The sequence below is a fragment of the Streptomyces sp. NPDC058239 genome, from assembly GCF_042882185.1.
GTDB lineage: Bacteria > Actinomycetota > Actinomycetes > Streptomycetales > Streptomycetaceae > Streptomyces.
This window is the reverse complement of record NZ_JBHVWS010000019.1, coordinates 72,644-94,361: the sequence shown is the minus strand read 5'-3', so window position 1 is coordinate 94,361 and position 21,718 is coordinate 72,644. Positions and strand designations below refer to the sequence as shown.

Genomic DNA, 21,718 nt, shown 5'->3' with positions numbered 1-21,718 from the left:
GGTCTTTCCCATGTCCATATCCACCCCGACCCAGTCGGGTGCGGAGACCACCCCACCCATGGACGAGGAGCAGCGGCTGCGTGAACTCGGCTATCAGCCGGTGCTCGCCCGCCGCATGGGCGGCTTCGGCAACTTCGCCATCAGCTTCTCCGTCATCTCGATCCTGTCCGGCTGCATGACCCTGTACGGCTTCGGCATGTCGACCGGTGGCCCGGCGGTGATGCTCTGGGGCTGGGCCGGAGTCGGCCTGTTCGTGCTCTGCGTCGGCATGGCACTCGCCGAGGTGACCAGCGCCTACCCGACCTCGGGCGCGCTGTACTACATGGCCGACCGGCTCGGCGGCCGCAAGTGGGGCTGGTACACCGGCTGGCTGAATCTTCTCGGGCTGCTCGGTGCGATCGCGGGTATCGACTACGGCGCCGCGCTGTTCACCGGTGCGCTGATGAATCTGCAGTGGGGATTCACCCCCACGCCGGGCAAGACCATGATCATTTTTGTCTGCATTCTGCTGCTGCATGCCGTGCTGAATCTCTTCGGTGTCCGCCTCGTCAGTGTGCTCAACTCCATCAGTGTGTGGTGGCATCTCGCCGGTGTCGCGGTGATCGTCGCCGTGCTGGCCATCGTGCCCTCGCACCACCAGTCGCCGTCGTTCGTCTTCACCGAGTTCGTCAATGACACGGGCTGGCACAACCCGTTGTACGTGGCGGCGATCGGCCTGCTCCTCGCGCAATACACCTTCTGCGGTTACGACGCCTCCGCGCACCTGTCGGAGGAGACGTCGAACGCCTCGGTGACGGCCGCCAAGGGCATCGTCCGCGCGATCTGGGTCTCCTGGGTCGCCGGTTTCGTACTGCTCGCCGGGCTGACCTTCGCGATCCAGGACTACGCGGGCACCCAGGAGAGCGCAACCGGGGTTCCTCCGGCGCAGATCCTCATCGATGCCCTGGGCACCTCCGGGGCCACGGCCATGCTCCTGATCGTGATCGCGGCGCAGTTGTTCTGCGGCAACGCCGAGGTCGCCGCCGCCAGCCGGATGGTGTTCGCGTTCAGCCGTGACAACGCACTGCCGGGCTCGGCGCTGTGGCACAAGGTGAGCTCGCGCACCCAGACACCCGTCAACGCGGTGTGGCTGTCGGTCGTCATCGCCGGAGTGCTCGCGTTGCCGTCGCTGTACTCCGCCACCGCCTACGGTGCGGTGACCGCGATCAATGTCATCGGCATCACGCCCGCCTATGCGATCCCGATCTTCCTGAAGCTGCGCTCCGGCGACCGGTTCGAACGCGGTCCCTGGCACCTGGGCCGCTGGAGCAAGCCGATCGGCTGGATCGCCGTGGTGTGGGTCGCCATCGTGACTGTGCTGTTCCTGCTCCCGCAGTCGTCCCCGGTGACGGTCGACTCGATGAACTACGCGTCGATCGCGCTGGTCGCGGTGCTGGTCCTGGCCACCGTGTGGTGGTTCGTCGCGCGCCGTTCGTACAGCACGCCTTCGGCGTACGGGAACGCTCGTGAGCAGGCGGAGATCGAGGAAGGCATCGTCTGACCCCGCCCCGTCCACGCCTTGTTCCCAGCCCTCCCCGGTCGCAGCGAGCAGCTGCCGGGGAGGGCCGAGGCGCGTGTGCGGTGGCGGTACGGATCGCTGTGTGCGGTCAGCGCAGGAGCAGTTGGAGTCCGCCGAGGACGGTCGCGCCGATCACCAGCTGCTCGAAGAGCTTCTGGTTGATGCGGTCCACGCACTTGCGGCCGATGTAGGCGCCGGGCAGGACGAACAGCAGCATGCAGGCATCCAGCAGCAGTGACTGTGCGTCGATGAGGCCCAGGCCCACGCTGAACGGCACCTTGGACGTGTTGACGATGAGGAAGAACCACGCCGACGTCCCCAGGAAGCCGAGCTTCCGGAAGCCGGCGGAGAGCAGATAGAGCGACATGACGGGGCCGCCCGCATTGGCGACCATGGTGGTGAAGCCGCCGAGCACCCCGTACGAGCGGGCCTTGAACCTGCCGCCGCCCCGCACCGGTGGTGTGCCGGACTCCTCCGTGGCCTCCCGGCCCGTGACCGCGGGCCTCCGCCGCCAGATGGTGACACCTGCCATGAACAGCAGGATCGCGCCGATCGATGTCCGCACGGCCGCGTCGTCGGCCCACATCATGAAGGCCGTTCCCGCCACCACGCCGACGGCGACGGCGGGGAAGAGCCGCAGCAGAGTCGGCCAGTGGGCGTGCCGCCGGTAGATGAGAACGGCGAGTACATCGCCTGCGATGAGGATCGGGAGCAGTACTCCGGTGGACTCGCGGGCCGGGAGTACGGCCGCGAAGACTGCCAGACTGATCGTATTGGCGCCGCTGACGGCCGACTTCGAGAAGCCGACGAGTGCGGATGCCGCGGCGAGCGCGGCCAGTTGCCAGAGTGTGAGAGTGTCCATGCCAGGAACAGATGGTAAGCCCACGTGTTTCCGAGCCTGCGTCGAGCCCGCCTTCAAGCGGCCACCTTTTCACCAAATCATCGGATGAGTTGGCATGACAACAGGGCGAGCCACCTTCAAACACCCAATATTTACTGACCAGTTGCCCGCCTGAAGCCTTGACCGCGATAGGCGGCATTGCAAGCATCGGATGTCTCGGTAGGCAGTCCCATCGCCCCCGACCACACCGGCCCCCAGCGAGAGAGCGACGGCCATGGCATTCGGACCGCAGAACCGCACCCGGCCTCCACACACACCATCCGTCTGGGCGAGATGGCGACTCTTCTGCGTCGCCGTGGCCCTCGCGGTGACGACGGGCCTCATCGGCGCACCCGCTGCCACCGCCGAGGTCGAACATCCGCGGCAGCAGTGGATGCGGGACTCCACGGCCGGCCTGTTCCTGCACTGGGGCATGTTCACCGCGCCCCGCCATGTCGACTGCAAGGCGTGGGAGCGCGACGTCACCGACGGCGGCTGGACGCCCGACTACTGGGTCGACGAGGCACGCAAGCTCGGCGCCTCGTACATCGTCCTGGCGACCTTCCACAGCAGGCTCGGATACGCACGCCCCTGGCCCTCGAAGATCCCGGGAAGCTGCTCCACGGAGCGGGACTTCCTCGGCGAGCTGGTGAGGGCGGGCAAGGCGAAGGGCATCAGGATCATGCTGTACATGACCGACGACCCGCAGTGGCACAACGAGGTGCCGGGTGTGCAGACGCTCGACTCGGACGCCTACTCCGCGTACAAGGGCGAGAAGGTCGATCTGACGACGCGGGAGGGCTTCGGCCGGTTCAGCTACGACCAGTTCTTCGAGGTGATGGACAACTACCCGGACCTGGCCGGGTTCTGGATCGACAACGACAACGAGTACTGGGAGAAGAACCAGCTCTACGAGCAGATTCGGGCGAAGCGGCCGTCCTGGCTGTTGACCAACAACAACGAGGACACGCCGATCATGGACACGGTCAGCAATGAGCAGAAGACCGGGATGACGCCGTCGTACGACTATCCGTCGGCCGCGTTCACGCCGATGCCGCGCATCTCCGAGGGTGACTACAAGCTGCCGACCAGCGGCGACTGGTGGTACGACGGCCAGGACCACCCGGTGGACTTCCGGCTCAGCACCGGCCGCTACATCACCAACGCGGGATCGTCCATGAAGTCGCTGATGGCCGAGACGGCGATGGTGAACGGCACCTTCCCGCCGAGCCAGCAGAAGTACAACGACTTCATGGCCCGATGGACCGCGCCGATCCGGTCGTCGCTGCTGGGCACCGAGGGCGGCGGTTACATGTACGGCGGCATGCAGCCCGGCTTCTGGAACGACGGAGCGCATGGCGTCATCACCGTCCGTCCCGGTGCCGAAACCCAGTACGTGCACGTGGTGACCCGGCCCCGGACCGACCTGGTACGGCTGCGCGACAACGGCTACCGGGCCGTGGAGGTGACCGATGTACGGACCGGCAGGGCCATGGACTTCAGCCAGTCCGGCGGCTATCTGACGATCCTCGGCATCCACGACTGGGATCCGTACGACACGGTGTTCAAGGTCGCCACGTCCGGCCGGCAGGAGTCCTACTATCCGCAGAAGTCCCTGCGGGCCACCGCCTCGTCCTCGCTCGCCGGACACCCGGCCGCAGACCTCGTCGACGGGGACTTCCAGAACTACTGGGACAGCGACGCACGGCTTCCCGTGTCCGTGACGATCGATCTCGGGGGCCGCCGGAAGGCGACGTCTCTTGCGGTGAATCAGCGTGAGTGGTCACCGACCCACGCACGCTCGACGTTCGGCAGGCCGGAGGACTCCGCGCGTATCAAGGACTTCAGGGTCTTCGCGAGCGACGACGGCAAGAACTGGAGGACCGTCCGTTCCGGCGCTCTGCCGAGCGCCCGTGGCGTGCAGTTCATCGACATCGGAGACCAGAGGGCCCGCTATCTCAAGCTGGATGTGCTGAACACCTGGGCCGGTCCGCAGGCCCCGGACTTCCTCGGCAGGCTCAGGATCGACGAGATCAAGGTGGCATACGGATCACCGGTGTCGGGCTCGGCCCGAATGCCGCTGGAGGCCGAGTCGCGGCGCAACGACCGGCACGGTGGCGTACGGGCGTCCGCGTGCGGGGCCTGCTCGGGCTCCTCCCGGCTCGTCGGGTTCGGCGGCGGAGCCCGTAACTCCGTCACGTTCCCCGGTGTCACGGTCGCCGAATCCGGTGACTACCGGCTCCAGCTCGACCACACGGCAGGGTCGACAGCCTCCCTTTCGGTACGGATCAACGGTGGGACGGCGATCGGGGTACCGGTGGCCGCGGGCAATCCGGATGTACCGGGATCCACGGCTCTCTCCGTACCCCTGCGCGCCGGAGCCAACACGGTCCAGGTGTTCAGCAAGGCACCCAAGGGGCCCGGCCTCGACCGGATCGCGGTCGGCCCCCTGCCGCCGGCGTCGTACGTGCCCAGGACGACGATGACGGTCGAGCCGCACGGGCTGCAATGGGTCGGCCCCGGGCAGCAGTCCGTCGAGGTGACGGCGAAGCTGAGGCTCGACGCCGACGACGCGCTCGACGGTGTCGAGCTCGCCCCGAAGGTGCCCACGGGCTGGTCGGTCGAGGGCGGCCCGGCAGCGGCGACGTCGCTGCGGCTGGGGCAGACGCTGGAGGCGAGCTGGACACTCACCTCGCCGCCCGGAGCGGATGTCACCTCGACCACCGTGCCGGTCACCGCGCGCTTCCTGACGCTCGGCACACCGCACGAGGTGTCGCAGAGCGTCGGCGTCCGGCCGCGCCCGGCGGACCGGGTGTTCATGCGCGAGGCCGAGGACTCCAGGAACGCGCTCGGCAGTGCGGGACTCACCGGCTGTTCGCCCTGCTCCGGCGGTGAGAAGGTGCGCAACATCGGCGGAAGCGCCACCGCCGGCGTCACGTTCGAGGACGTCACCGTGGACAGCGCGGGACCGTACACACTCTTCCTCGACTACACGGTGAACGGGGACCGTTCGTTCCTCGTGAGTGTCAACGGCGGTGCACCGGTCGAGGCGGCGGTGAGCGGAATCGGGAACAGCACTCCCGAGACGACGTCCGTTCCGGTGACACTCGATGCGGGCGGCAACACTGTCAGGATCTACAACGACGAGGCGTCCGCACCCGACCTCGACCGGGTGTCGCTGGGACGGCCGTAGCCGTCGTCGGCGTGGCAGTGGCGTCAGGGGCCGTTCTCCAGCGGCCCCTGACGTATGCCGGCCCCGTGCCGCACGCCGGGCGTCCGGTCCGGGAGCCAGAGGCAGGCGGCGGCCAGGAGCGCCACCGCCGCCCCGCCTGTGAGCACCGGGATGCTGCCCAGCCAGGAGGCGAGCGCGCCACCGCCGAGTGCGCCGATCGGCACCGTACCGATGAGTGCGGCCTGGAGAACCCCGGCAACCCGGCCCTGGAGCTCGGGCGGGGTGATCAGTTGTTGGGTGGTGGTCATGGAGATGGCCCAGACCGTGGCCGAAAGACCGAAGAGGAACTGGTACGAGAGCAGCGCCGGGAAGCCGAATCCCAGGGAGGCGGCCGGCACCAGGAAGATGGCGAGGGCCGCCACCACCGCGCAGATCCTGGTCGCCGGGGCCAGCCCGATGGTGGCGGCGAACCGGCCGGCCAGCAGCACCCCGAGGACGGTCGCGACGCTGAACGCGGCGTACACCGTCCCCAACTGCCAGGCGGGAAGGGCGAGCTCGCGGGTGGCGTAGAGCACGAAGAGCGCGTCCACGGCTCCGCTGCCGAGATTGAATCCGGCCCCCGCGAGCACCTGCCGGCGCAGCAGCCTCTCCCCACGCACCACGGCCAGTCCGGCGCGCAGCGCGGCCGTGCGGGAGCCCGCCTCGGGGCGGCTGCGCTCGGCCGGGGTGTTCAGCGTGGCGGGGAGGGCGAGGAGCAGCAGCGCCTCGATGCCGTACGCCACGCAGCCGGCCAGCAGCGCCGTGGAGGCCCCGGCCAGTCCCACCAGCACTCCGCCCAGCGCCGGTCCGCCGATCTGCCCGGTGGTGCGGGCCCCGGTCAGTGCGGAGTTGGCGGACAGCAGCTGCTCGGGATGCACGACCCGGGGCAGGGCCGCCTGCAGGGCGACCGCGAGCATGGAGGTCAGCGCGCCGGACGCGGTGGCCACCGCGTACAGCTGGAGCAGGCTGAGCCGGCCGAAGAAGTCCGCCAGGGGTACGGAGCCGACGACGAGCACCTGCAGGACGGTGAGGAGCACGGTCAGGCCGCGCAGACGTGCCCGGTCGGCCAGCACACCGGCGAACGGGCTGAGAAGCGCTCCGGGGAGATAGCTCAGCGCCATCAGAGCGGACGCGCCGAACGGGCCCGCGTCCAGCCGGGTCACGGCGAGCAGCGCGAGCGCCAGAGTGGTGACCTGGCGCCCCACCGAGCTGGCGGTCTGTTCTCCGCAGAGCAGCGCGAACGGGCGGTGGCGCAGCAGGGAGTGTCCGCGGTGCGCGGGGTGGCCGCTCCCGGCACCGGCAGAAGCGGTAGAAGCGGTAGAAGGAGAGGAAGGGTGGTCTGGCGGCGGTTCCATCGTTCAGATGTCTGTGCAGGGAACGGGCCACCGGCGGATGCGCGGTGGCAGGGCCACCACCCAGCCGTCCGTCACCCATGCGAGGCGTTCCGCCGCCAGCAGGTCCACCGCTTCCCGGCCGATCGCGCTCAGGCCGGCCACGGGGGTGGCGTCCAGGACGGTCAGGAAGGTGGCCAGCAGATCGGGGTCTTCGATCGTGAAGCGGGCTGCGGCCGATGGCTCCCTGCGGTCCATGACCGTCACGAAGTCCGGCCCGCGCCGGTGGTAGAGCTGTCCATAGGCATGGCGGTCCCGCCAGGCGGCCAGTTCCGGCGGCTCGCCGGGCAGCAGGCCGGGGGCGGGGAGGTGGCGCAGCAGGCCGGCTGTCGCGGACACCTCGTTCGTGGAGCCGGTGAACAGGGGGTCGTCGGTCGCCGAAGTCCAGTGCACGACGAGATCGTGACTCTGGCACTCGCGCAGGAACTGGACTGCGGCCGCCGCCCGTTGGCCGCCCGCGCCCAGCCGCAGCGGTTCGCCGACCGTCACCAGCCGTCCGTCGATCCGGTGCGGCACATGCTCAGTCGGCAGGGAGGGAGCGGTACGGGTCGGGGGTGCGGGCAGGGTGCTCATCCGGCGACCCTCTCTCCCGGGAACGGGGTGCTCTCGACCGACCGGACCTCCGGCGCCGTGGCGCGCTCGACCGTATGGGCGTCCGGCTCCTGGGCGCGCTCGACCGAGCGGACCGGAACGTGCCAGGTGGGCAGCGCCACGTACGACCGTCCGTCGTCGTAGAGGAGTCCCAGGGAGACCGCGTGGTCGAGCCATTCGCCGAGCGCCTCGACGGACGGCGGGTTTCCGTCGGCGGTGAGCAGCCGGTGCAGTGCGGACCGGGTGCGGCCCGCCTCCAGATGGCGCAGACCGGCGGCCCGCCAGCCGGTCAGCCGGTGGGTGCGGCGCGGCCAGCCGTGCCGTCGGTCGTGGACGAGGAGCACGTCTTCGCCGTCCGGGCCGCCGGGCTGTTCCAGGACCAGGGTCGAGGTGGGGTATCCGGTGTACCAGGCGCGGGCTGCGGTCTTCAGGCGCTCTTCGGTCTCGCCGCCGATGCCGGCGGGCGGGGTGTCGAAGAGATAGACGAGATCGGTCAGTTCTTCCTGCGGCAGATCGTAGACATGGCGGTACATTTCGGCAGGCCGCCGTTGCTGGAAGCCGAGCGCCGGGTTGGCGAAGTTGGGGCTGAATCGCTCCAGTTGGATGCGGTGGGCGCCGCCGGGCGGCTGGAGGTGGACGAGTGCGGGCATCTGGTCGATGGCCGAGGCGTAGTCCTCGGCGCTCTCCCCCGGGAACCCGTAGAGATAGTTCCAGGAGCAGGTGAGCGAGTGGTTCTCGCACTCGCGGAGCGTACGGATGTTACGGGCCCCGCTGACACCCTTGTCCATGAGGTCGAGGGCCTTGTTGCTGAGGGATTCGATACCCGGCTGGATGTGGACCGAGCCTGCCCGGCTCAGCAGTTCCAGCTGCTCGGGCGTGAGGTTGGACTTGACCTCGTAGTGCATGCGCAGGTCCCAGCCGCTGACGGCGGCAAGCGGGAGGAAGTCCTTGAAGTACGCCATGTCGATGATGTTGTCGACGGTGACGATGTCCAGGATGCGGTGGCGTCGCACGAGGCGGTCGACCTCGTTCCACAGGTGTCCGCCGGGCTTGGCACGGAAGGCCATCGCCGATCCGTTGAGTCCGCAGAAGGTGCAGTGGTGCTTCTCGCCCCACCAGCAGCCGCGGGCGCCCTCCACCACCAGTTTCGGATGGACGTACTCCGCGAGCGGGGAGGCGTCGAGGGCCTCCTGCCAGAGGTCGTAGTCGGGTGAGGGGATGTCGCCGGGCACCACCGTGCGACGGGACTCCTCGTTGGCCCGCGACTCCTGCCCGTCCCACCAGCAGAGTCCGGGCACATCGGCCGGTGCGGTGCCCGCGTCGATATGGGCGAGAAGGGCGGGGAAGGCATACTCCCCCTCACCCCGCACCACGTGATCGACGAATCGATGATTGCGGTGCAGGGCATGTCCCATTGGGCCGTCGCAATTGCTGCCGCCGAATACGACGGTCAGCCCGGGGCGACGTCGTTTGAGTTCTGCGGCGAGCGCCAGCGAGGAGACGTTCTGCATGAATGTGGAGGTGAACCCCACGACATCGGGAAGGCCGGCGAGCACGGCGCTCGCGCTCTCGTCGATGAATTCGGCCGCATGGGTACGCATCGCGGTCGCCGTGCCGATATCGATCCCGCGCCGCGAGGCGTAGTCCTTCAGCCGCGCGACACCCCATTCGGGATCCTTGTACAGGACTCCGGAGAATACCCAGTCCCCGAGGCCGTCGAAGATCGATTCGCTCCCCACCGCGACGTGATCGCCGGGTCGCAGCGTTCCCTGCGAGCGTTCCAGCAGGAATTCCGCCCAGCGCAAGGAGCCGTGGAACTCGCGCACCTCGTCGTCCGGGCGGGTGCGGCGCAGCAGTGAGTGCAGCAGTCCCACTTGGAGCGAGGGGAGTTCGAGCGGCTGCCACGGCATGGTCACCAGATGAATTCGCACTGCGCCTCCCATGGCACGGGGCGGACGCCGGGACGCGCCCCACGCCCGCCCTTGTATGTGATGTCCGGCCCCTGTGCACCGGCTGCGTCGGACGCCGATTGCACTGCGTGCCGATTGCTCCGGAATGTGCCGGATCAGCGCGTCGGGCGTTTCTCGATCGTCTGCCGTTCGCGGTTCTTCGCCTCTTCCTCGCGAACCACTACTTTCTTGATCTCCATATGCCCCTCCCTTCCACTGTCGATCTCAAGTTCGTTGACGTTAGGTGCCGTTGTGCAAGGCCCGCAAGAGTGCCTCCTGGGGGCGGTGGGGCGTACGGGACAGTCCACGCGCGTGGACAGCGGAGGGGTGATCGCTATGCTGCGACCCAAGCGCTCACAGGAAGCGTTCAAACGAACAACGCGCAGCGGTACGGCGAGGGGGCCAACAGCATGCGGGAGCCGGTTGAACTCAGGCGGCAGCGAATCCTGTCGGTGGTGGAGTCGCGCGGCGCGGTCAAGGTCAGCGTGCTCGCGGCCGAGCTGGATGTCTCGGTGGTCACGATCCGGCGGGACGTCGAGGAGCTGACACGGGCCGGGCGGCTGCGGCGCGGGCACGGAGTGGCCCGGCCGGTGCGGGAGGCGCAGCCGCCCACCGCGGTCCCGGCGCCGAGGAGCGAGGGGCCGGGCGCGGACGGCGGGGCGGTCGCGCTGGTCGTCCCGGAGCGGCATTCCTACCTGTACGAGACCCTGCACGGCGCCCGGACCGTCCTGGAGGAGTCCGGGATGCGGATCGCCCTGCACATCGCACCTCAGTCGGCCGGCGCCGAACGTCCGCTGGTGGAGCGGGCACTGGCGGACGGGGCGCGCGGGTTGCTGATCGCGCCGCGCTGGCGCAATGCGCGCTCGGAGGAGCTGGACTACGGCTGGCTCGCGGATCTGGGGGTGCCGACCGTGCTGATGGAACGGCGGCCCCGGCCGGGCAGCGTGCTGCACGCCCTGGACTCCGTCTGTTCCGATCACTGGTACGGGACGTATCTCGCGGTGGAGCACCTGGTGTCGCTCGGGCATCGCCGTATCGTGCTGGCGGCCCGCGACGACAGTCCGACGGCGCGCAGTATCCGTGCCGCGTTCGCCGAAATCGCCGCGGGCCGTCCGGAGGTGGAGGACTGGTCGGTGGTGCTGAGTTCCCCGGAGGCGGTGCCCGGCCCCGGCCCCGACTCACCTGCCGCGGGAGACGCAGCCGCTGTGGAAGCCGCCGCCCCGCCCGCCCTCGCGACCGACGGCCGCACCGCTGTCGACCTGGCCGCGCTGCTGCGGGAGCGGGGCGCCACGGCGGCGGTGCTGCACGGCGATGTGGACGCGTTGATGCTGGTGCAGCGGCTGGCGGAGAGCGGTGTCGAGGTGCCGCGGGACTGCTCGGTGGTGGCGTACGACGATGTGGTCGCGGCCCTCGGCAGCACCCCCCTGACGGCGGTGGCACCGCCGAAGGCGGAGATCGGTCGGGCCGCCGCCGAACTGCTGCTCCACCGGCTGTCCGGGGCCCTCGGCGCGAGCGGCCCGGTACGCCGGACGGAGCTGCTGCCCACGCTCAAGGTGCGTGGATCCGCACAGGCACTCACCCCTCCCACCGAGTGAGCGTTTGACCGCTTTAATTTTCTTCTGAGCGATCTATTGACCACTACCGATCAGCCGATCAGGATTCCCCGTGACCCGAATCAGGAGCCGCGGGAGGCGCACATGCCCGGTCGACAAGGTCGTCGATCCGTGCTCGCCACGATCGCCGCCCTGCCTCTGACAGGCGCGCTCAGCGCCTGCAGCGGCAGCGGCGGAACATCAGGATCGGGCAGCACGAGCAACACCAGCAGCACAGTCGGTTCAGCCGGCAAGAACAAGAAGCAGGCCACGCACATCACCTTCTGGTCCGCTCTGCGCGGCAGCCAGGAAGTCGTGGACGCGTTCAATCGCACCCACGACACCGTCCAGGTCGACTTCCAGCAGATCCCCACAGGCGGTCAGGGCGGTTACGCGAAGCTCAGCAACGCCGCACGGGCGGGCAACGCGCCGGACGTCGCGACGATCGAGTACCCCCAGGTGCCCGGCTTCGCCATCGACGGTGTCGCCCGTGAGATCACCGACATGGTCAGCGACAGCCTGCGCGCCAAGCTGCTGCCGCAGGCACTCGGCCTGACCACCTTCGAGAAGCGCGTCTTCAGCGTTCCGCTGGACGTCGAACCGATGGTGATGCACTACCGCACCGACCTCTTCAAGCAGTACGGGCTCGAAATCCCGCGCACCTGGGGCGAGTTCGAGGACGTGGCCCGCACCGTGCACCGCAAGGCCCCCGGCCGCAGGCTGGCGACCTTCGCCACGGACGGCGCCGCGCAGTTCGCCGCGTTCGCCTGGCAGGCCGGCGCCCAGTGGTACGACACCCGGGCGGGCGCCTGGAACGTGTCGCTCGCCGACGAGCCCAGCCGCCGCGTCGCTGCGTACTGGCAGCGGCTCATCGACCAGGATCTGGTCTTCATGAACGCGGTCGACAGCCGCCAGTACGACGCCCAGGTCACCAACGGTCAGATCCTCGTCCGGCTCAGCGGGGCCTGGGACGCCGGGGCGCAGATGAACGCCCGGCCGGGGCAGAAGGGCAAGTGGGCCATCGCACCCCTGCCCCAGTGGAAGGAGTCCGATTCCGCGCTCGGCACCCACGGCGGGTCCACCTTCGCGGTCACCTCCCACAGCAAGCACCCCGAGGCCGCCCTGGAGTTCATCGAGTGGCAGGTGTCCCACCCCGACGCGCTGCGTGCCCGGCTCTCCAGCGGCACCAGCAGCCAGTATCCGGCCGCCCCGGGCCTCGTCGCCGTGGGCCGCAAGGCCTTCGACCGCAGTTACTACAGCGGCCAGGACATCTACACCTTCTTCGAGCAGGAGGCGCACAAGATCAGGGACGGCTGGACCTGGGGACCCCGGATGACCGCCTCCCAGAAGGTGATGCAGGACGGCTTCGCCCGGGTGGGCGGCGGCCAGGGCTCACTGATCGACGTCGTGCGCGCGACCCAGCGGGGCACCATGCCGGACCTCAAGGCACTGGGCCTCGCCACCACCGAGCACAGCAGCTGACCCGAGCCCCCGTCCCCCTTCCCAGCAGCAGAGAGGCAGGTGACACCCATGACCAGCCCCCTCACCACGCCCGCTTCCACTTCCTTGAGCCCTACCGCGCGCCCGTCGCGGAATCCGTCGGCCGCGGTGCCGGCGAGCTCCACCCGCAGGTCTGCCAGGCGCCGTGAACTCGGCGCGTGCAGCGCCCTGATGACCCCGTTCTTCGTGCTCCTTGTGACGGTCTTCCTGATCCCTGTCGGGACGGCCGTATGGCTCAGCTTCTTCAGCGACGACCAGCCCGGGCTCGGCTTCGGGCCGGAGCGCACGGTCTTCGTCGGACTGCGCAGCTACACCTCCGTGCTGACCGACCCGACGTTCCTCAGCGGGCTCGGCACCGTCGCCCTGTACTGCCTGATCTACATCCCGCTGATGGTGATCGGCGCGCTCGCGCTGGCGCTCCTGCTGGACTCCGGGGTGGTACGGCTGCGGTCCTGGGCCCAGCTCGGACTGTTCCTGCCGCACGCGGTGCCGGGCATCATCGCCGCCGTCATCTGGCTGTACCTGTACACGCCGGGGCTGAGCCCGGTGATCGACCTGTTCGCCAAGGCCGACATCACCATCGACTTCCTCGGGGTGCACACCGTCGTTCCGTCGATCGTGAACATCGCCCTGTGGAGCAACCTCGGCTACAACATGGTCGTCTTCTACGCCGCCCTGCAGGCAGTGCCGCGCGAGGTCATCGAGGCATCGGTGGTCGACGGCGCCGGACCGGTCCGTACCGCACTCCAGGTCAAGACCCCTCTGGTGCGTTCGTCGATCGTGATGGTCGCGATGTTCACCCTGATCTTCGCCCTGCAGCTGTTCACCGAGCCGATGCTGCTCAGCCAGGCCACACCGATGATCAATTCGCGGTTCTCGCCCAGCATGTACATCTACGACGCGGCGTTCACCCGCAACAACTACGGCATCGCCGCGGCCGCCTCGGTCGTCCTGCTCATCTGCACGATCGCCCTCTCCTACGGCGTCACCCGCTGGACCAACCGCACAAACACCCCCGAGGAGGACGCCCGATGAGCGCGACGAGCACCACCCGCACCGCCGCCACCCTGCGGCCCCGGCTCCTCGGCCGCTCCGTCGTCAATCTCGTCGTCGGCATCTCGGTGCTGTACACACTCCTGCCCGCGCTGTGGCTGGTGCTCGCCGCCTCCAAGGACCGCGACGCCCTGTTCGGCAGCAATGTGCTGTCGCTGGACCACTTCTCCTTCGCGCAGAATCTCAAGGACCTGTTCGCGATGGACGGCGGACTGTACGGGCGGTGGTACGGCAACAGCCTGCTGTACGCGGTCCTCGGCGCCGCACTCGGCGCGCTGGTGAGCATCGCCTGCGGGTACGCCTTCGACAAGTACCGTTTCGCGCACAAGGAGAAGCTGTTCGGCCTGGTGCTGGCGGCGGTGATGGTGCCGCAGACCGTGCTCGCGCTGCCGCTGTATCTGATGGCGTCCCGCACCGGCCTGGTCAACACCTTCTGGTCCGTCTTCATCCCCGTGCTCTTCAACCCGTTCGGTGTCTATCTCGGCCGGATATTCAGTCAGGGATACGTTCCCGACGAGGTGCTGGAGGCGGCACGGGTGGACGGTGCCGGCGAGCTGACCACGTACTTCCGGGTCTCCCTGCGGATGCTGGGGCCGGGCCTGGTCACCGTCTTCCTCTTCCAGCTCACCGCCATCTGGAACAACTTCTTCCTGCCCATGGTGATGCTCTCCGACGAGCACCTGTATCCGGTCAGTCTCGGTCTCTACACCTGGAACAGTTCCGCCACCGTGTCCCCCGAGTACTACCCCGCCGTGATCATGGGCTCGCTGCTCGCGGTCCTGCCGCTGGTCCTCGCCTTCGCCCTGCTCCAGCGGTTCTGGAAGTCGGGGCTCACCGCGGGCGCCGTCAAGTAGCCGCGCCACCACCCCCCACCCCGTACCAGGAGAAAGATGCCCAGCACTGCCCACACCTCCCCTGCCACCCGGAATCGGCCACGCGCCGCCGTCGCCATGAAGCCGGACGCCGCGGCCGCCCTCCTCGACGCACGGTCCCTGGCCGCACTCGGCGAGGTGTGCGACCTCGCTCCCCTGCCCGTTCTCGACGACTTCACCACCGAGCGGGCCCGCGCCGTACTGGCCGGCGTGGAGATCCTGGTCACCGGCTGGGGCTGTCCGCCGCTCGACGGGGCGGCCCTGGACGCGGCGCCGCATCTGCGCGCCGTCGTCCACACCGCGGGCACCATCCGCGGACACATCACCGAAGCCTGCTGGGAACGCGGCATCGAGGTGTCGTCGGCGGCCGCCGCCAACGCCCTGCCGGTGGCGGAGTACACCGTCGCGATGATCCTGCTCTCCGGCAAACGGGTCCTGGAACGGGCCCGCGACTACCGGACGGAACGCCGCCGCGACAACTGGCTCGCCACCTCGACGGAGGTCGGGAACTACGGCCGCACCGTCGGCATTCTGTCCGCCTCGCTGATCGGCCGACGCGTCATCGAGCTGCTGCGGCCGTACGACCTGCCGGTGCTGCTCCACGATCCGTACGTCTCCGAGGCGGAGGCCGCCGCTCTCGGCGTCCGGCCCGTCGGCCTCGGTGAACTGTTCGCACTCGGCGACGTGGTGAGCGTCCACACCCCGCTGCTGCCGGCCACCCGCGGGCTCGTCAGCCGTGAACTGCTCACCTCGATGCGCCCCGACTGCGTGCTCATCAACACCTCGCGGGGCGCCGTCGTCGACCAGGACGCGCTCGTCGACGTACTCCGGCAGGACCGGATCCGGGCGATCCTCGACGTCACGGAGCCCGACACCCTGCCCGCCGCACACCCCCTCTGGGAGTGCGAGAACGTGACCATCACACCGCACCTCGCAGGCTCGCAGGGCAACGAGTGGCGGCGACTGGTCGATCTGGCGGTCGGCGAGGCCGGCCGCTGGGCCGCGGGCGACGGATTCGCCCACCCCGTACGACGCGAAAGGCTGACATTCCTCGCATGACCGCACCCCAACTGGACTCTCCCCTCGAACTCCCCGCCGACGACCGGGCATTGAGCCCGCACACCGGCTACACCCGTGCGCACTGGGAGGCAGCGGCGGACGGACTGCTCAAGGCCGCCTGGCAGTGGGCCACTCCGGGCGGCGCGCTGCTGGACCTGCCGGGCCGGCCGTCCGCATCCGGGGTGCGCTCCGACGGTCTGGAGGGATACGCGCGTACGTTCCTCGCCGCCGCCTTCCGGGTCGCGGGCGCAGACGGCAAGGACCCGCACGGCTGGCTCGACCGGTACGCCGACGGGCTCACCGCGGGTACCCGTACCCCCGGACGGGACGATGCCGAGTCCTGGCCGCTGATCCGCGACCACACCGTCTTCGGCCAGCCGATGGTCGAGTCCGCGTCGGTCGCCATCGGTCTGCGGCTGACCCGGCCGTGGCTCTGGGACCGGCTGGAGTCCGGGGTGCAGGACCGTGCCGAACAGTGGCTGCGCGGCGCGCTGCGGCACACCCCCGCTCCCAACAACTGGTACCTGTTCCCCTACTCCGTGGCGGCGTTCCTCGACTCCGTGGGCCGTGGCGACGCGGAGACGGCCCGCGCGAAGGAGCGTGCCCTGGACCTGCTGGAGGGCTGGTACCGCGGGCAGGGCTGGTACTCGGACGGCGACGGCCGCGCGTTCGACCACTACAACGGCTGGGCGCTGCACCTCTACCCCGTACTGGACGCGCATCTGTCGGGCGACGCCGAGCTGTCCGCGCACTACGGCGACCGGCTGCGCGGACACCTGGAGGGCTTCTCGCTGCTGTTCGGCGGTGACGGTGCGCCCATCCACTTCGGCCGTTCGCTGACGTACCGTTTCGCGGCGGCTTCGTCGGTCGCGCTCGGCGCCGTCACCGGGCACACCCCGCTCACCCCCGGCGCCTCGCGACGGGTCATCAACGGGTCGCTGCGCTACTTCCTGGACCGGGGCGCGACCGGTACGGACGGGCTGCTGAGCCTGGGCTGGCACGGCCCTCACGAGGCGACGCTGCAGAACTACTCGGCCCCCGCCTCGCCGTACTGGGCGTCCAAGGCCTTCGTCTCGCTGCTCGCCCCGGACGGTCATCCGCTGTGGACCGCGACCGAGGAGCCCGCGCCGAGCGAGGGCCCCGACCGGGTGCTCGCACTGCCCGCACCCGGACTGCTTGTCCAGTCCACCCGGGCTGACGGGATCGTACGGCTGCACAACCACGGCAGCGACCATGTGCGCCCGCACGAGGGCGAGTCGGGTGTGCAGGACGATCCGCTGTACAGCCGTCAGTCGTACTCCACGGTGACCGGCCCCACGTCGAAGGCGAACGTGGCGGACAACCACCTGGCCGTGGTCGTCGCCGGGGCGCGCAGCGGTCGCCGTGCCATCCGTCCGCTGGGCGCCGGTGGGGGCGACGGCTGGGGCTGGGCCGCCTCCTGGCACCGCCCCGTGTTCACGTCCGGTGCGCCGATGGTGCCGGGGATGCGGGTCGAGAGCGTCACCGTGGTCCGCGGCCGGTACGAGCTGCGGGTGCACCGCGTGCTCGGCGCACCGGCAGGGGCCCGGGTGGAGCAGACGGGCTGGGCGACCGGCCGCGACGACGCGGTGACCTCCGCGCTGCACGGTCTGCACGGCTGGGAGACGCGGGACGGGATACGGGCCCCGCAGGGCACGGCGTACACGCGCTGGGCGGTGGTGCCCCGGCTGTCCGCGGCTGCTGAGGGCACGACGGTGCTGGTGGCGCTCGCCTCGCTGACCGCGGAGCCCGACGCGGCGCCGCTCGATGCGGTGGTGAGCGGGGTGAATATGGACGGGGACACGGTGGAGGTCTGCTGGGCGCAGGATGCGGCGACGACACGTATCGGCTTCGAGCCGCTGACGGTCACGCACGGGTGAGCACCGGGGTTGGGGGGGGCGGGGGGGGCGCCCCCCCGCCCCCCCCCCGGGGCCCGCCCCGCCGCACCGGGGCCTGTCGGGTCAGGCTCACCGCATCCGGGTGGCCCACTCCTGCACCTTCTGGATCCGCTGCTGGATCTGCCCGGCCGTGGCCTCCGCACTCGGCGGCCCGCCGCACACCCGGCGCAGCTCGGTGTGGATCACCCCGTGGGGCTTTCCGCTCTGGTGCGTGTACGCCGACACCATCGTGTTGAGCTGCTTGCGCAGCCCCAGCAGCTGCTTGTGGGTGACCACCGGCCGGGCCTCGGCCGGCTTCTCCAGCAGGTCGGCCTCCCCGGCCGGCTTCTGGCGGCTGTGCGCGATCTGCCGGGTCTGACGCTTCTGGAGCAGCAGCTGCACCTGGTCGGGTTCCAGGAGCCCCGGAATCCCCAGGTAGTCCTGCTCCTCCTCGCTCCCGGGGTGTGCCTGCATGCCGAATTCGGCACCGTCGTACAGCACCCGGTCGAAGACCGCGTCGGATTCGAGGGCCTCGAAGGGCAGCTGCTCCTCGGTCTCCTCGTCCTCCAGGCGTTCCGCGTCGGCGAGGAGCTTGTCCTCCTCCGAGAACGGGTTCTCCTCCTCGCTGCCCTTCTTGGGCTTGTCGAGGACGTGGTCCCGTTCGACCTCCATCTCGTTGGCGAAGTCGAGGAGCATCGGAATGGTCGGCACGAAGACGGAAGCGGTCTCGCCGCGCCTGCGCGAGCGCACAAAACGGCCGACGGCCTGCGCGAAGAAGAGCGGCGTGGAGATGGTGGTGGCGTACACGCCCACGGCGAGGCGCGGCACGTCGACGCCCTCGGACACCATGCGGACCGCGACCATCCAGCGCGATTCGTCCTCGCTGAACTTGTCGATCTTCTTCGACGCGGCCTTCTCGTCGGAGAGGACCACGGTGGCCTTCTCGCCCGTGACCCTCTTGAGGATCTTGGCGTACTCGCGCGCCGACTCCTGATCGGTGGCGATGACGAGCCCACCCGCATCCGGAATGCCCTTGCGCACCTCGGTCAGCCGCTTGTCGGCGGCGCTCAGCACATTGGGGATCCAGTCCCCGGTGGGCGACAGGGCGGTACGCCAGGCCTGCCCGATGGCGTCCTTGGTCATCGGCTCGCCGAGCCGGGCGGCGATCTCGTCACCGGCCTTGGTGCGCCAGCGCATGTTGCCGCTGTAGCTGAGGAAGATCACGGGCCGGACGACGCCGTCGGCGAGCGCGTTGCCGTAGCCGTAGGTGTAGTCGGCCGAGGAGCGCCGGATGCCGTCGTTCCCCTCCTCGTACGCGACGAAGGGGATCGGGTTGGTGTCGGACCGGAACGGCGTACCGGTGAGCGCGAGCCGCCGGGTGGCCGGGTCGAACGCCTCCTGGCAGGCCTCACCCCAGGACTTCGAGTCACCGGCGTGGTGGATCTCGTCGAGGATCACGAGGGTCTTGCGCTGCTCGCACCGGTTGCGGTGCAGCATCGGCCGGACGCCGACACCCGCGTAGGTGACCGCGACCCCGTGGTACTCCTTGCTCACGGGGCCCGCGCTGTACTCGGGGTCGAGCTTGATCCCTATCCGGGCCGCGGCCTCGGCCCACTGCTTCTTCAGGTGCTCGGTCGGCGCGACGACGGTGACCTGCTGCACCACGTGGTGGTGCAGCAGCCATGACGCGAGGGTCAGCGCGAAGGTGGTCTTACCCGCGCCGGGGGTGGCGACCGCGAGGAAGTCGCGCGGCTGCTCCTGGATGTACTTCTCCATGGCGCCCTGCTGCCAGGCTCGCAGCTTGCCGGCCGTGCCCCAGGGGGCGCGGCCGGGGAAGGCGGGTGAGAGGTGGTGGGAGGCGGTAGTAGTCACGGTCTCCGGTTCGGGTCTCTCGGGTACGTGGGGCGCTGTCCGTACGGGCCGGGACGGACTCGTACGCGATACGACAACCGGGCCACCTTACCGGGGGCCCGGCCGGAACCCCGTATGAACGAGCGGTGGTTCGGCGCCGCTGAGACCCTCTTCACAGAACAGCGTTACGCGGCGAACCCGGGGAGCCGTTCCGCGATCCTGGGCATGTCAAGAGCCCCCTGGCGCACGTCCAGCACGAACTTCTCGGCCTCGTCGACATCGAAGTCCGCGCTCAGGCGATGCCCGTTGATGTGCAGGAAGACCCAGGTGGCATACCAGGCGATGCGCTGGTTTCCGTCGACGAGCGCATGATTGCGCGCCAGGGACTCCATGAGCGCCGCGGCCTTCTGCCACACGTCCGGATAGGCGTCCTGGCCGAACACGCTCGCCTGCGGGCGGGCGAGTGCCGAATCGAGCAGCCCGTAGTCGCGCACCTCGGCAGCACCGAGGCGCTCGGCGAGGTTGAGCAGCTCGGGAAGTGTCAGGTACTTCATCAGGCGAGCCTCCGGTTGAGCTCCTCACTCACCTTCAGCACGTGGTCCGCAGCCTCGTCGAAGAGGCGCGAGTGTTCGTTTATGGCGGTGATCACCGCGTCGTGGGCGAACGACTGCATGCTCCGCCCCTCCGACTCGGCGCGCGCACGCAGTGCGTCCAGCTCTTCTTCGGTGAACCGCAGATTCAGACCGGCCATGTACGGATGGTACCGCGTGGTACCACACGGTACTAACGCTTTGTCCGCACCCGGGCCGCCACCCACGCCCCCACCAGCGCCACCCCGGCCATCGGCAGGAAGACCACCGCGAACGCCCCCGGATGAGACCCGGAGGCCCCTGCCTCCGCCACCCCGTGCACGGCCCCCACCGCACCTCCGCCGAGCGCGGCGAAGGCCGCCCCGCCCGCGGCCAGCAGCAGGACGTTCGACAGACCGTCGGAGATCTGGAGGGCGGCCGAGTTCGCACCCGCCTCCTCCGGCGCCGACAGCTTCAGCAGCAGCACGCTCGTCGATGCGATCACCATGCCCATGCCGAAACACCCGAAGGCCCAGGCCACGGCCACGGTCCAGACCGGCACCCAGTCGATCAGCACGGACGGCGCGGCCGCGATCGCCGCGGCGACCAGCACCATGCCGCCCACCATCAAGCGCTCCCGGTACGGCTCAAGGCGCGGCCTGGACTGTACGTAGGAACCGAGCGCCCAGGTCCCGCCCCCGGCCGCGAGCGAGAGCCCGGCCATCGTCGGGCTCAGCCCGCGCTGGGTCACCAGCATCAGCGGCACGAACGACTCGGCGGCGATGAACGACCCGGCCGCCACCCCGCGCAGCAGCACCACCGAGGGCAGCCCGCGCACCGCCCGGCCCGTACCCGGGGGCAGCAGTCCGCGCACGGCGGGAACGAGCAGCCCGAACCCGACGACGGCCACCAGCAGCGCGAACCAGTTCCGCTCCTGCCCGGCGTACTGGAGCAGCCCCGCCCCCAGCGAGATCCCGAGCGCCAGACGGATGCGGCGCCGGTCGTACGGCTCGACGGGCGCCGCCGGATCCGCCGGCCCCGACGCCCGGCGCCGGATCGCGGGCAGCGCGAGCGCCAGCGGGAACACCACCAGCACGGGAATGCCGATGAAGACCCACCGCCACCCCAGGTGCTCGGTCACACTCCCGGCGGCGAGCGGCCCGACGACGGACGGGATCACCCAGCTCGCGGCGAACGCGGCCATGATCGACGGCCGCAGATGCTCCGGGTAGGCCCGGCTGATCACCACGTACAACGCCACGATCACGAGCCCGCCACCGAGCCCCTGAACGGCCCGCCCGGCAATGAACATCCACATGCCGCCCGCCGTACCCGACAGCAGCAGCCCCGCCCCGAACGCACTGATCCCCGTGGCGAGCGGCGCCAGCGGCCCGCGCCGGTCCGCCCACTGCCCGGAGAGAACCATGGCGAAAAGGCTGGTGGTGAAATACGCGGAGAACGCGAACGCATAGAGCGGGATGCCGTGCAGCTCACGGGCGGCGACCGGCATCGCGGTCCCCACGGCCGTCGCCTCGAAGGCGATCAGGAACACGACGGAGACTATGCCGACACTGAGCGCCCGATAACTCCGCCCGAGCACCCCGCCGGATTCGGCGGGCGGGACCGGTCTCGCCGCTTCGGCGGCGGTGCCGGCATCGATACCGGCGTCTCGTGGTTCCAGGGCGCTCATGAGCCCAAGAGTAAGGGGCAAGATCTTATTTGGCCCCTGTCGCGAGACGGTCCGCCG

At 69.8% G+C, this 21,718-nt stretch carries 16 protein-coding genes; 8 read left to right on the top strand and 8 right to left on the bottom strand.

The window, feature by feature from the left end; all coding sequences use genetic code 11:
- The first annotated feature begins 10 nt into the window (after positions 1–10).
- Positions 11–1,540: an amino acid permease gene (locus ACFVYE_RS21360; protein WP_383964374.1), complete on the top strand. Its 1,530-nt coding sequence runs from the start codon at positions 11–13 to the stop codon at positions 1,538–1,540.
- Between the two features lie 106 nt (positions 1,541–1,646).
- On the opposite strand, the gene ACFVYE_RS21355 is transcribed toward ACFVYE_RS21360, so the two are convergent.
- On the bottom strand, positions 1,647–2,420 hold the full coding sequence (locus ACFVYE_RS21355) for a sulfite exporter TauE/SafE family protein (protein ID WP_383964371.1): 774 nt from the start codon (positions 2,418–2,420) through the stop codon (positions 1,647–1,649).
- Between the two features lie 253 nt (positions 2,421–2,673).
- Between ACFVYE_RS21355 and ACFVYE_RS21350 the strand changes: the two genes are divergently transcribed.
- A complete protein-coding gene (locus tag ACFVYE_RS21350) occupies positions 2,674–5,631 on the top strand; it encodes an alpha-L-fucosidase (protein ID WP_389606871.1) in 2,958 nt (985 codons plus the stop codon).
- 23 nt (positions 5,632–5,654) lie between these two features.
- Here ACFVYE_RS21350 and ACFVYE_RS21345 read toward each other — a convergent pair whose 3' ends face one another.
- The 3 genes from ACFVYE_RS21345 to ACFVYE_RS21335 form a co-directional block, all read right to left on the bottom strand.
- Positions 5,655–6,905: an MFS transporter gene (locus ACFVYE_RS21345; RefSeq protein ID WP_383964468.1), complete on the bottom strand. Its 1,251-nt coding sequence runs from the start codon at positions 6,903–6,905 to the stop codon at positions 5,655–5,657.
- A gap of 102 nt (positions 6,906–7,007) precedes the next feature.
- The gene (locus tag ACFVYE_RS21340; protein ID WP_383964365.1) at positions 7,008–7,613 is read right to left on the bottom strand and encodes a DUF5825 family protein; all 606 of its coding nucleotides are present in this window, start codon (positions 7,611–7,613) and stop codon (positions 7,008–7,010) included.
- Entirely contained in the window at positions 7,610–9,562 is a 1,953-nt protein-coding gene (locus ACFVYE_RS21335) for a RiPP maturation radical SAM C-methyltransferase (protein ID WP_383964363.1), read from the bottom strand. Before ACFVYE_RS21335 ends, ACFVYE_RS21340 begins: the two co-directional genes overlap by 4 nt.
- A gap of 428 nt (positions 9,563–9,990) precedes the next feature.
- On the opposite strand from ACFVYE_RS21335, the gene ACFVYE_RS21330 reads away from it, so the two are divergent.
- The 6 genes from ACFVYE_RS21330 (at position 9,991) to ACFVYE_RS21305 (ending at position 17,554) form a co-directional block, all read left to right on the top strand.
- Entirely contained in the window at positions 9,991–11,175 is a 1,185-nt protein-coding gene (locus tag ACFVYE_RS21330) for a substrate-binding domain-containing protein (protein ID WP_389606868.1), read from the top strand.
- Between the two features lie 102 nt (positions 11,176–11,277).
- Positions 11,278–12,654 (top strand): ABC transporter substrate-binding protein, encoded by a 1,377-nt coding sequence (locus ACFVYE_RS21325; RefSeq protein WP_389606866.1) that lies wholly within the window; start codon positions 11,278–11,280, stop codon positions 12,652–12,654.
- 48 nt (positions 12,655–12,702) lie between these two features.
- Positions 12,703–13,707 carry a carbohydrate ABC transporter permease gene (locus ACFVYE_RS21320; protein WP_383964354.1) on the top strand — a complete coding sequence of 335 codons (1,005 nt, stop codon included), beginning with the start codon at positions 12,703–12,705 and terminating at the stop codon, positions 13,705–13,707.
- On the top strand, positions 13,704–14,579 hold the full coding sequence (locus ACFVYE_RS21315; protein ID WP_383964351.1) for a carbohydrate ABC transporter permease: 876 nt from the start codon (positions 13,704–13,706) through the stop codon (positions 14,577–14,579). Before ACFVYE_RS21320 ends, ACFVYE_RS21315 begins: the two co-directional genes overlap by 4 nt.
- Positions 14,580–14,615: 36 nt before the next feature.
- Positions 14,616–15,656, top strand: a complete 1,041-nt coding sequence (locus ACFVYE_RS21310; RefSeq protein WP_389606863.1) for a hydroxyacid dehydrogenase — start codon at positions 14,616–14,618, stop codon at positions 15,654–15,656.
- The gene (locus ACFVYE_RS21305; protein ID WP_389606861.1) at positions 15,653–17,554 is read left to right on the top strand and encodes a DUF2264 domain-containing protein; all 1,902 of its coding nucleotides are present in this window, start codon (positions 15,653–15,655) and stop codon (positions 17,552–17,554) included. The genes ACFVYE_RS21310 and ACFVYE_RS21305 overlap by 4 nt, the downstream gene beginning before the upstream one ends.
- A gap of 87 nt (positions 17,555–17,641) precedes the next feature.
- Here the strand turns inward: ACFVYE_RS21305 and ACFVYE_RS21300 are convergent, their stop codons facing one another.
- The 4 genes from ACFVYE_RS21300 to ACFVYE_RS21285 all read right to left on the bottom strand — a co-directional run bounded on the left by ACFVYE_RS21300 (position 17,642) and on the right by ACFVYE_RS21285 (position 21,661).
- On the bottom strand, positions 17,642–19,423 hold the full coding sequence (locus ACFVYE_RS21300) for a DEAD/DEAH box helicase (protein WP_383973855.1): 1,782 nt from the start codon (positions 19,421–19,423) through the stop codon (positions 17,642–17,644).
- A 164-nt stretch (positions 19,424–19,587) separates the two neighbouring features.
- Entirely contained in the window at positions 19,588–19,956 is a 369-nt protein-coding gene (locus tag ACFVYE_RS21295) for a type II toxin-antitoxin system death-on-curing family toxin (RefSeq protein ID WP_383973853.1), read from the bottom strand.
- Entirely contained in the window at positions 19,956–20,153 is a 198-nt protein-coding gene (locus ACFVYE_RS21290) for an Arc family DNA-binding protein (RefSeq protein ID WP_383973851.1), read from the bottom strand. The genes ACFVYE_RS21295 and ACFVYE_RS21290 overlap by 1 nt, the downstream gene beginning before the upstream one ends.
- A 32-nt stretch (positions 20,154–20,185) precedes the next feature.
- Positions 20,186–21,661, bottom strand: a complete 1,476-nt coding sequence (locus ACFVYE_RS21285) for an MFS transporter (protein WP_383973849.1) — start codon at positions 21,659–21,661, stop codon at positions 20,186–20,188.
- Positions 21,662–21,718 lie beyond the last annotated feature (57 nt).

Excerpts from the sequence above, each read along its gene's own strand:
- ACFVYE_RS21360 (WP_383964374.1), top strand. The coding sequence starts at position 11 with ATGTCCATATCCACCCCGACCCAGTCGGGTGCGGAGACCACCCCACCC.
- ACFVYE_RS21310 (WP_389606863.1), top strand. The coding sequence starts at position 14,616 with ATGCCCAGCACTGCCCACACCTCCCCTGCCACCCGGAATCGGCCACGC.
- ACFVYE_RS21350 (WP_389606871.1), top strand. The coding sequence starts at position 2,674 with ATGGCATTCGGACCGCAGAACCGCACCCGGCCTCCACACACACCATCC.
- ACFVYE_RS21290 (WP_383973851.1), bottom strand. The coding sequence starts at position 20,153 with ATGGCCGGTCTGAATCTGCGGTTCACCGAAGAAGAGCTGGACGCACTG.
- ACFVYE_RS21285 (WP_383973849.1), bottom strand. The coding sequence starts at position 21,661 with ATGAGCGCCCTGGAACCACGAGACGCCGGTATCGATGCCGGCACCGCC.
- ACFVYE_RS21355 (WP_383964371.1), bottom strand. The coding sequence starts at position 2,420 with ATGGACACTCTCACACTCTGGCAACTGGCCGCGCTCGCCGCGGCATCC.
- ACFVYE_RS21315 (WP_383964351.1), top strand. The coding sequence starts at position 13,704 with ATGAGCGCGACGAGCACCACCCGCACCGCCGCCACCCTGCGGCCCCGG.
- ACFVYE_RS21295 (WP_383973853.1), bottom strand. The coding sequence starts at position 19,956 with ATGAAGTACCTGACACTTCCCGAGCTGCTCAACCTCGCCGAGCGCCTC.
- ACFVYE_RS21330 (WP_389606868.1), top strand. The coding sequence starts at position 9,991 with ATGCGGGAGCCGGTTGAACTCAGGCGGCAGCGAATCCTGTCGGTGGTG.
- ACFVYE_RS21340 (WP_383964365.1), bottom strand. The coding sequence starts at position 7,613 with ATGAGCACCCTGCCCGCACCCCCGACCCGTACCGCTCCCTCCCTGCCG.
- ACFVYE_RS21305 (WP_389606861.1), top strand. The coding sequence starts at position 15,653 with ATGACCGCACCCCAACTGGACTCTCCCCTCGAACTCCCCGCCGACGAC.
- ACFVYE_RS21325 (WP_389606866.1), top strand. The coding sequence starts at position 11,278 with ATGCCCGGTCGACAAGGTCGTCGATCCGTGCTCGCCACGATCGCCGCC.
- ACFVYE_RS21320 (WP_383964354.1), top strand. The coding sequence starts at position 12,703 with ATGACCAGCCCCCTCACCACGCCCGCTTCCACTTCCTTGAGCCCTACC.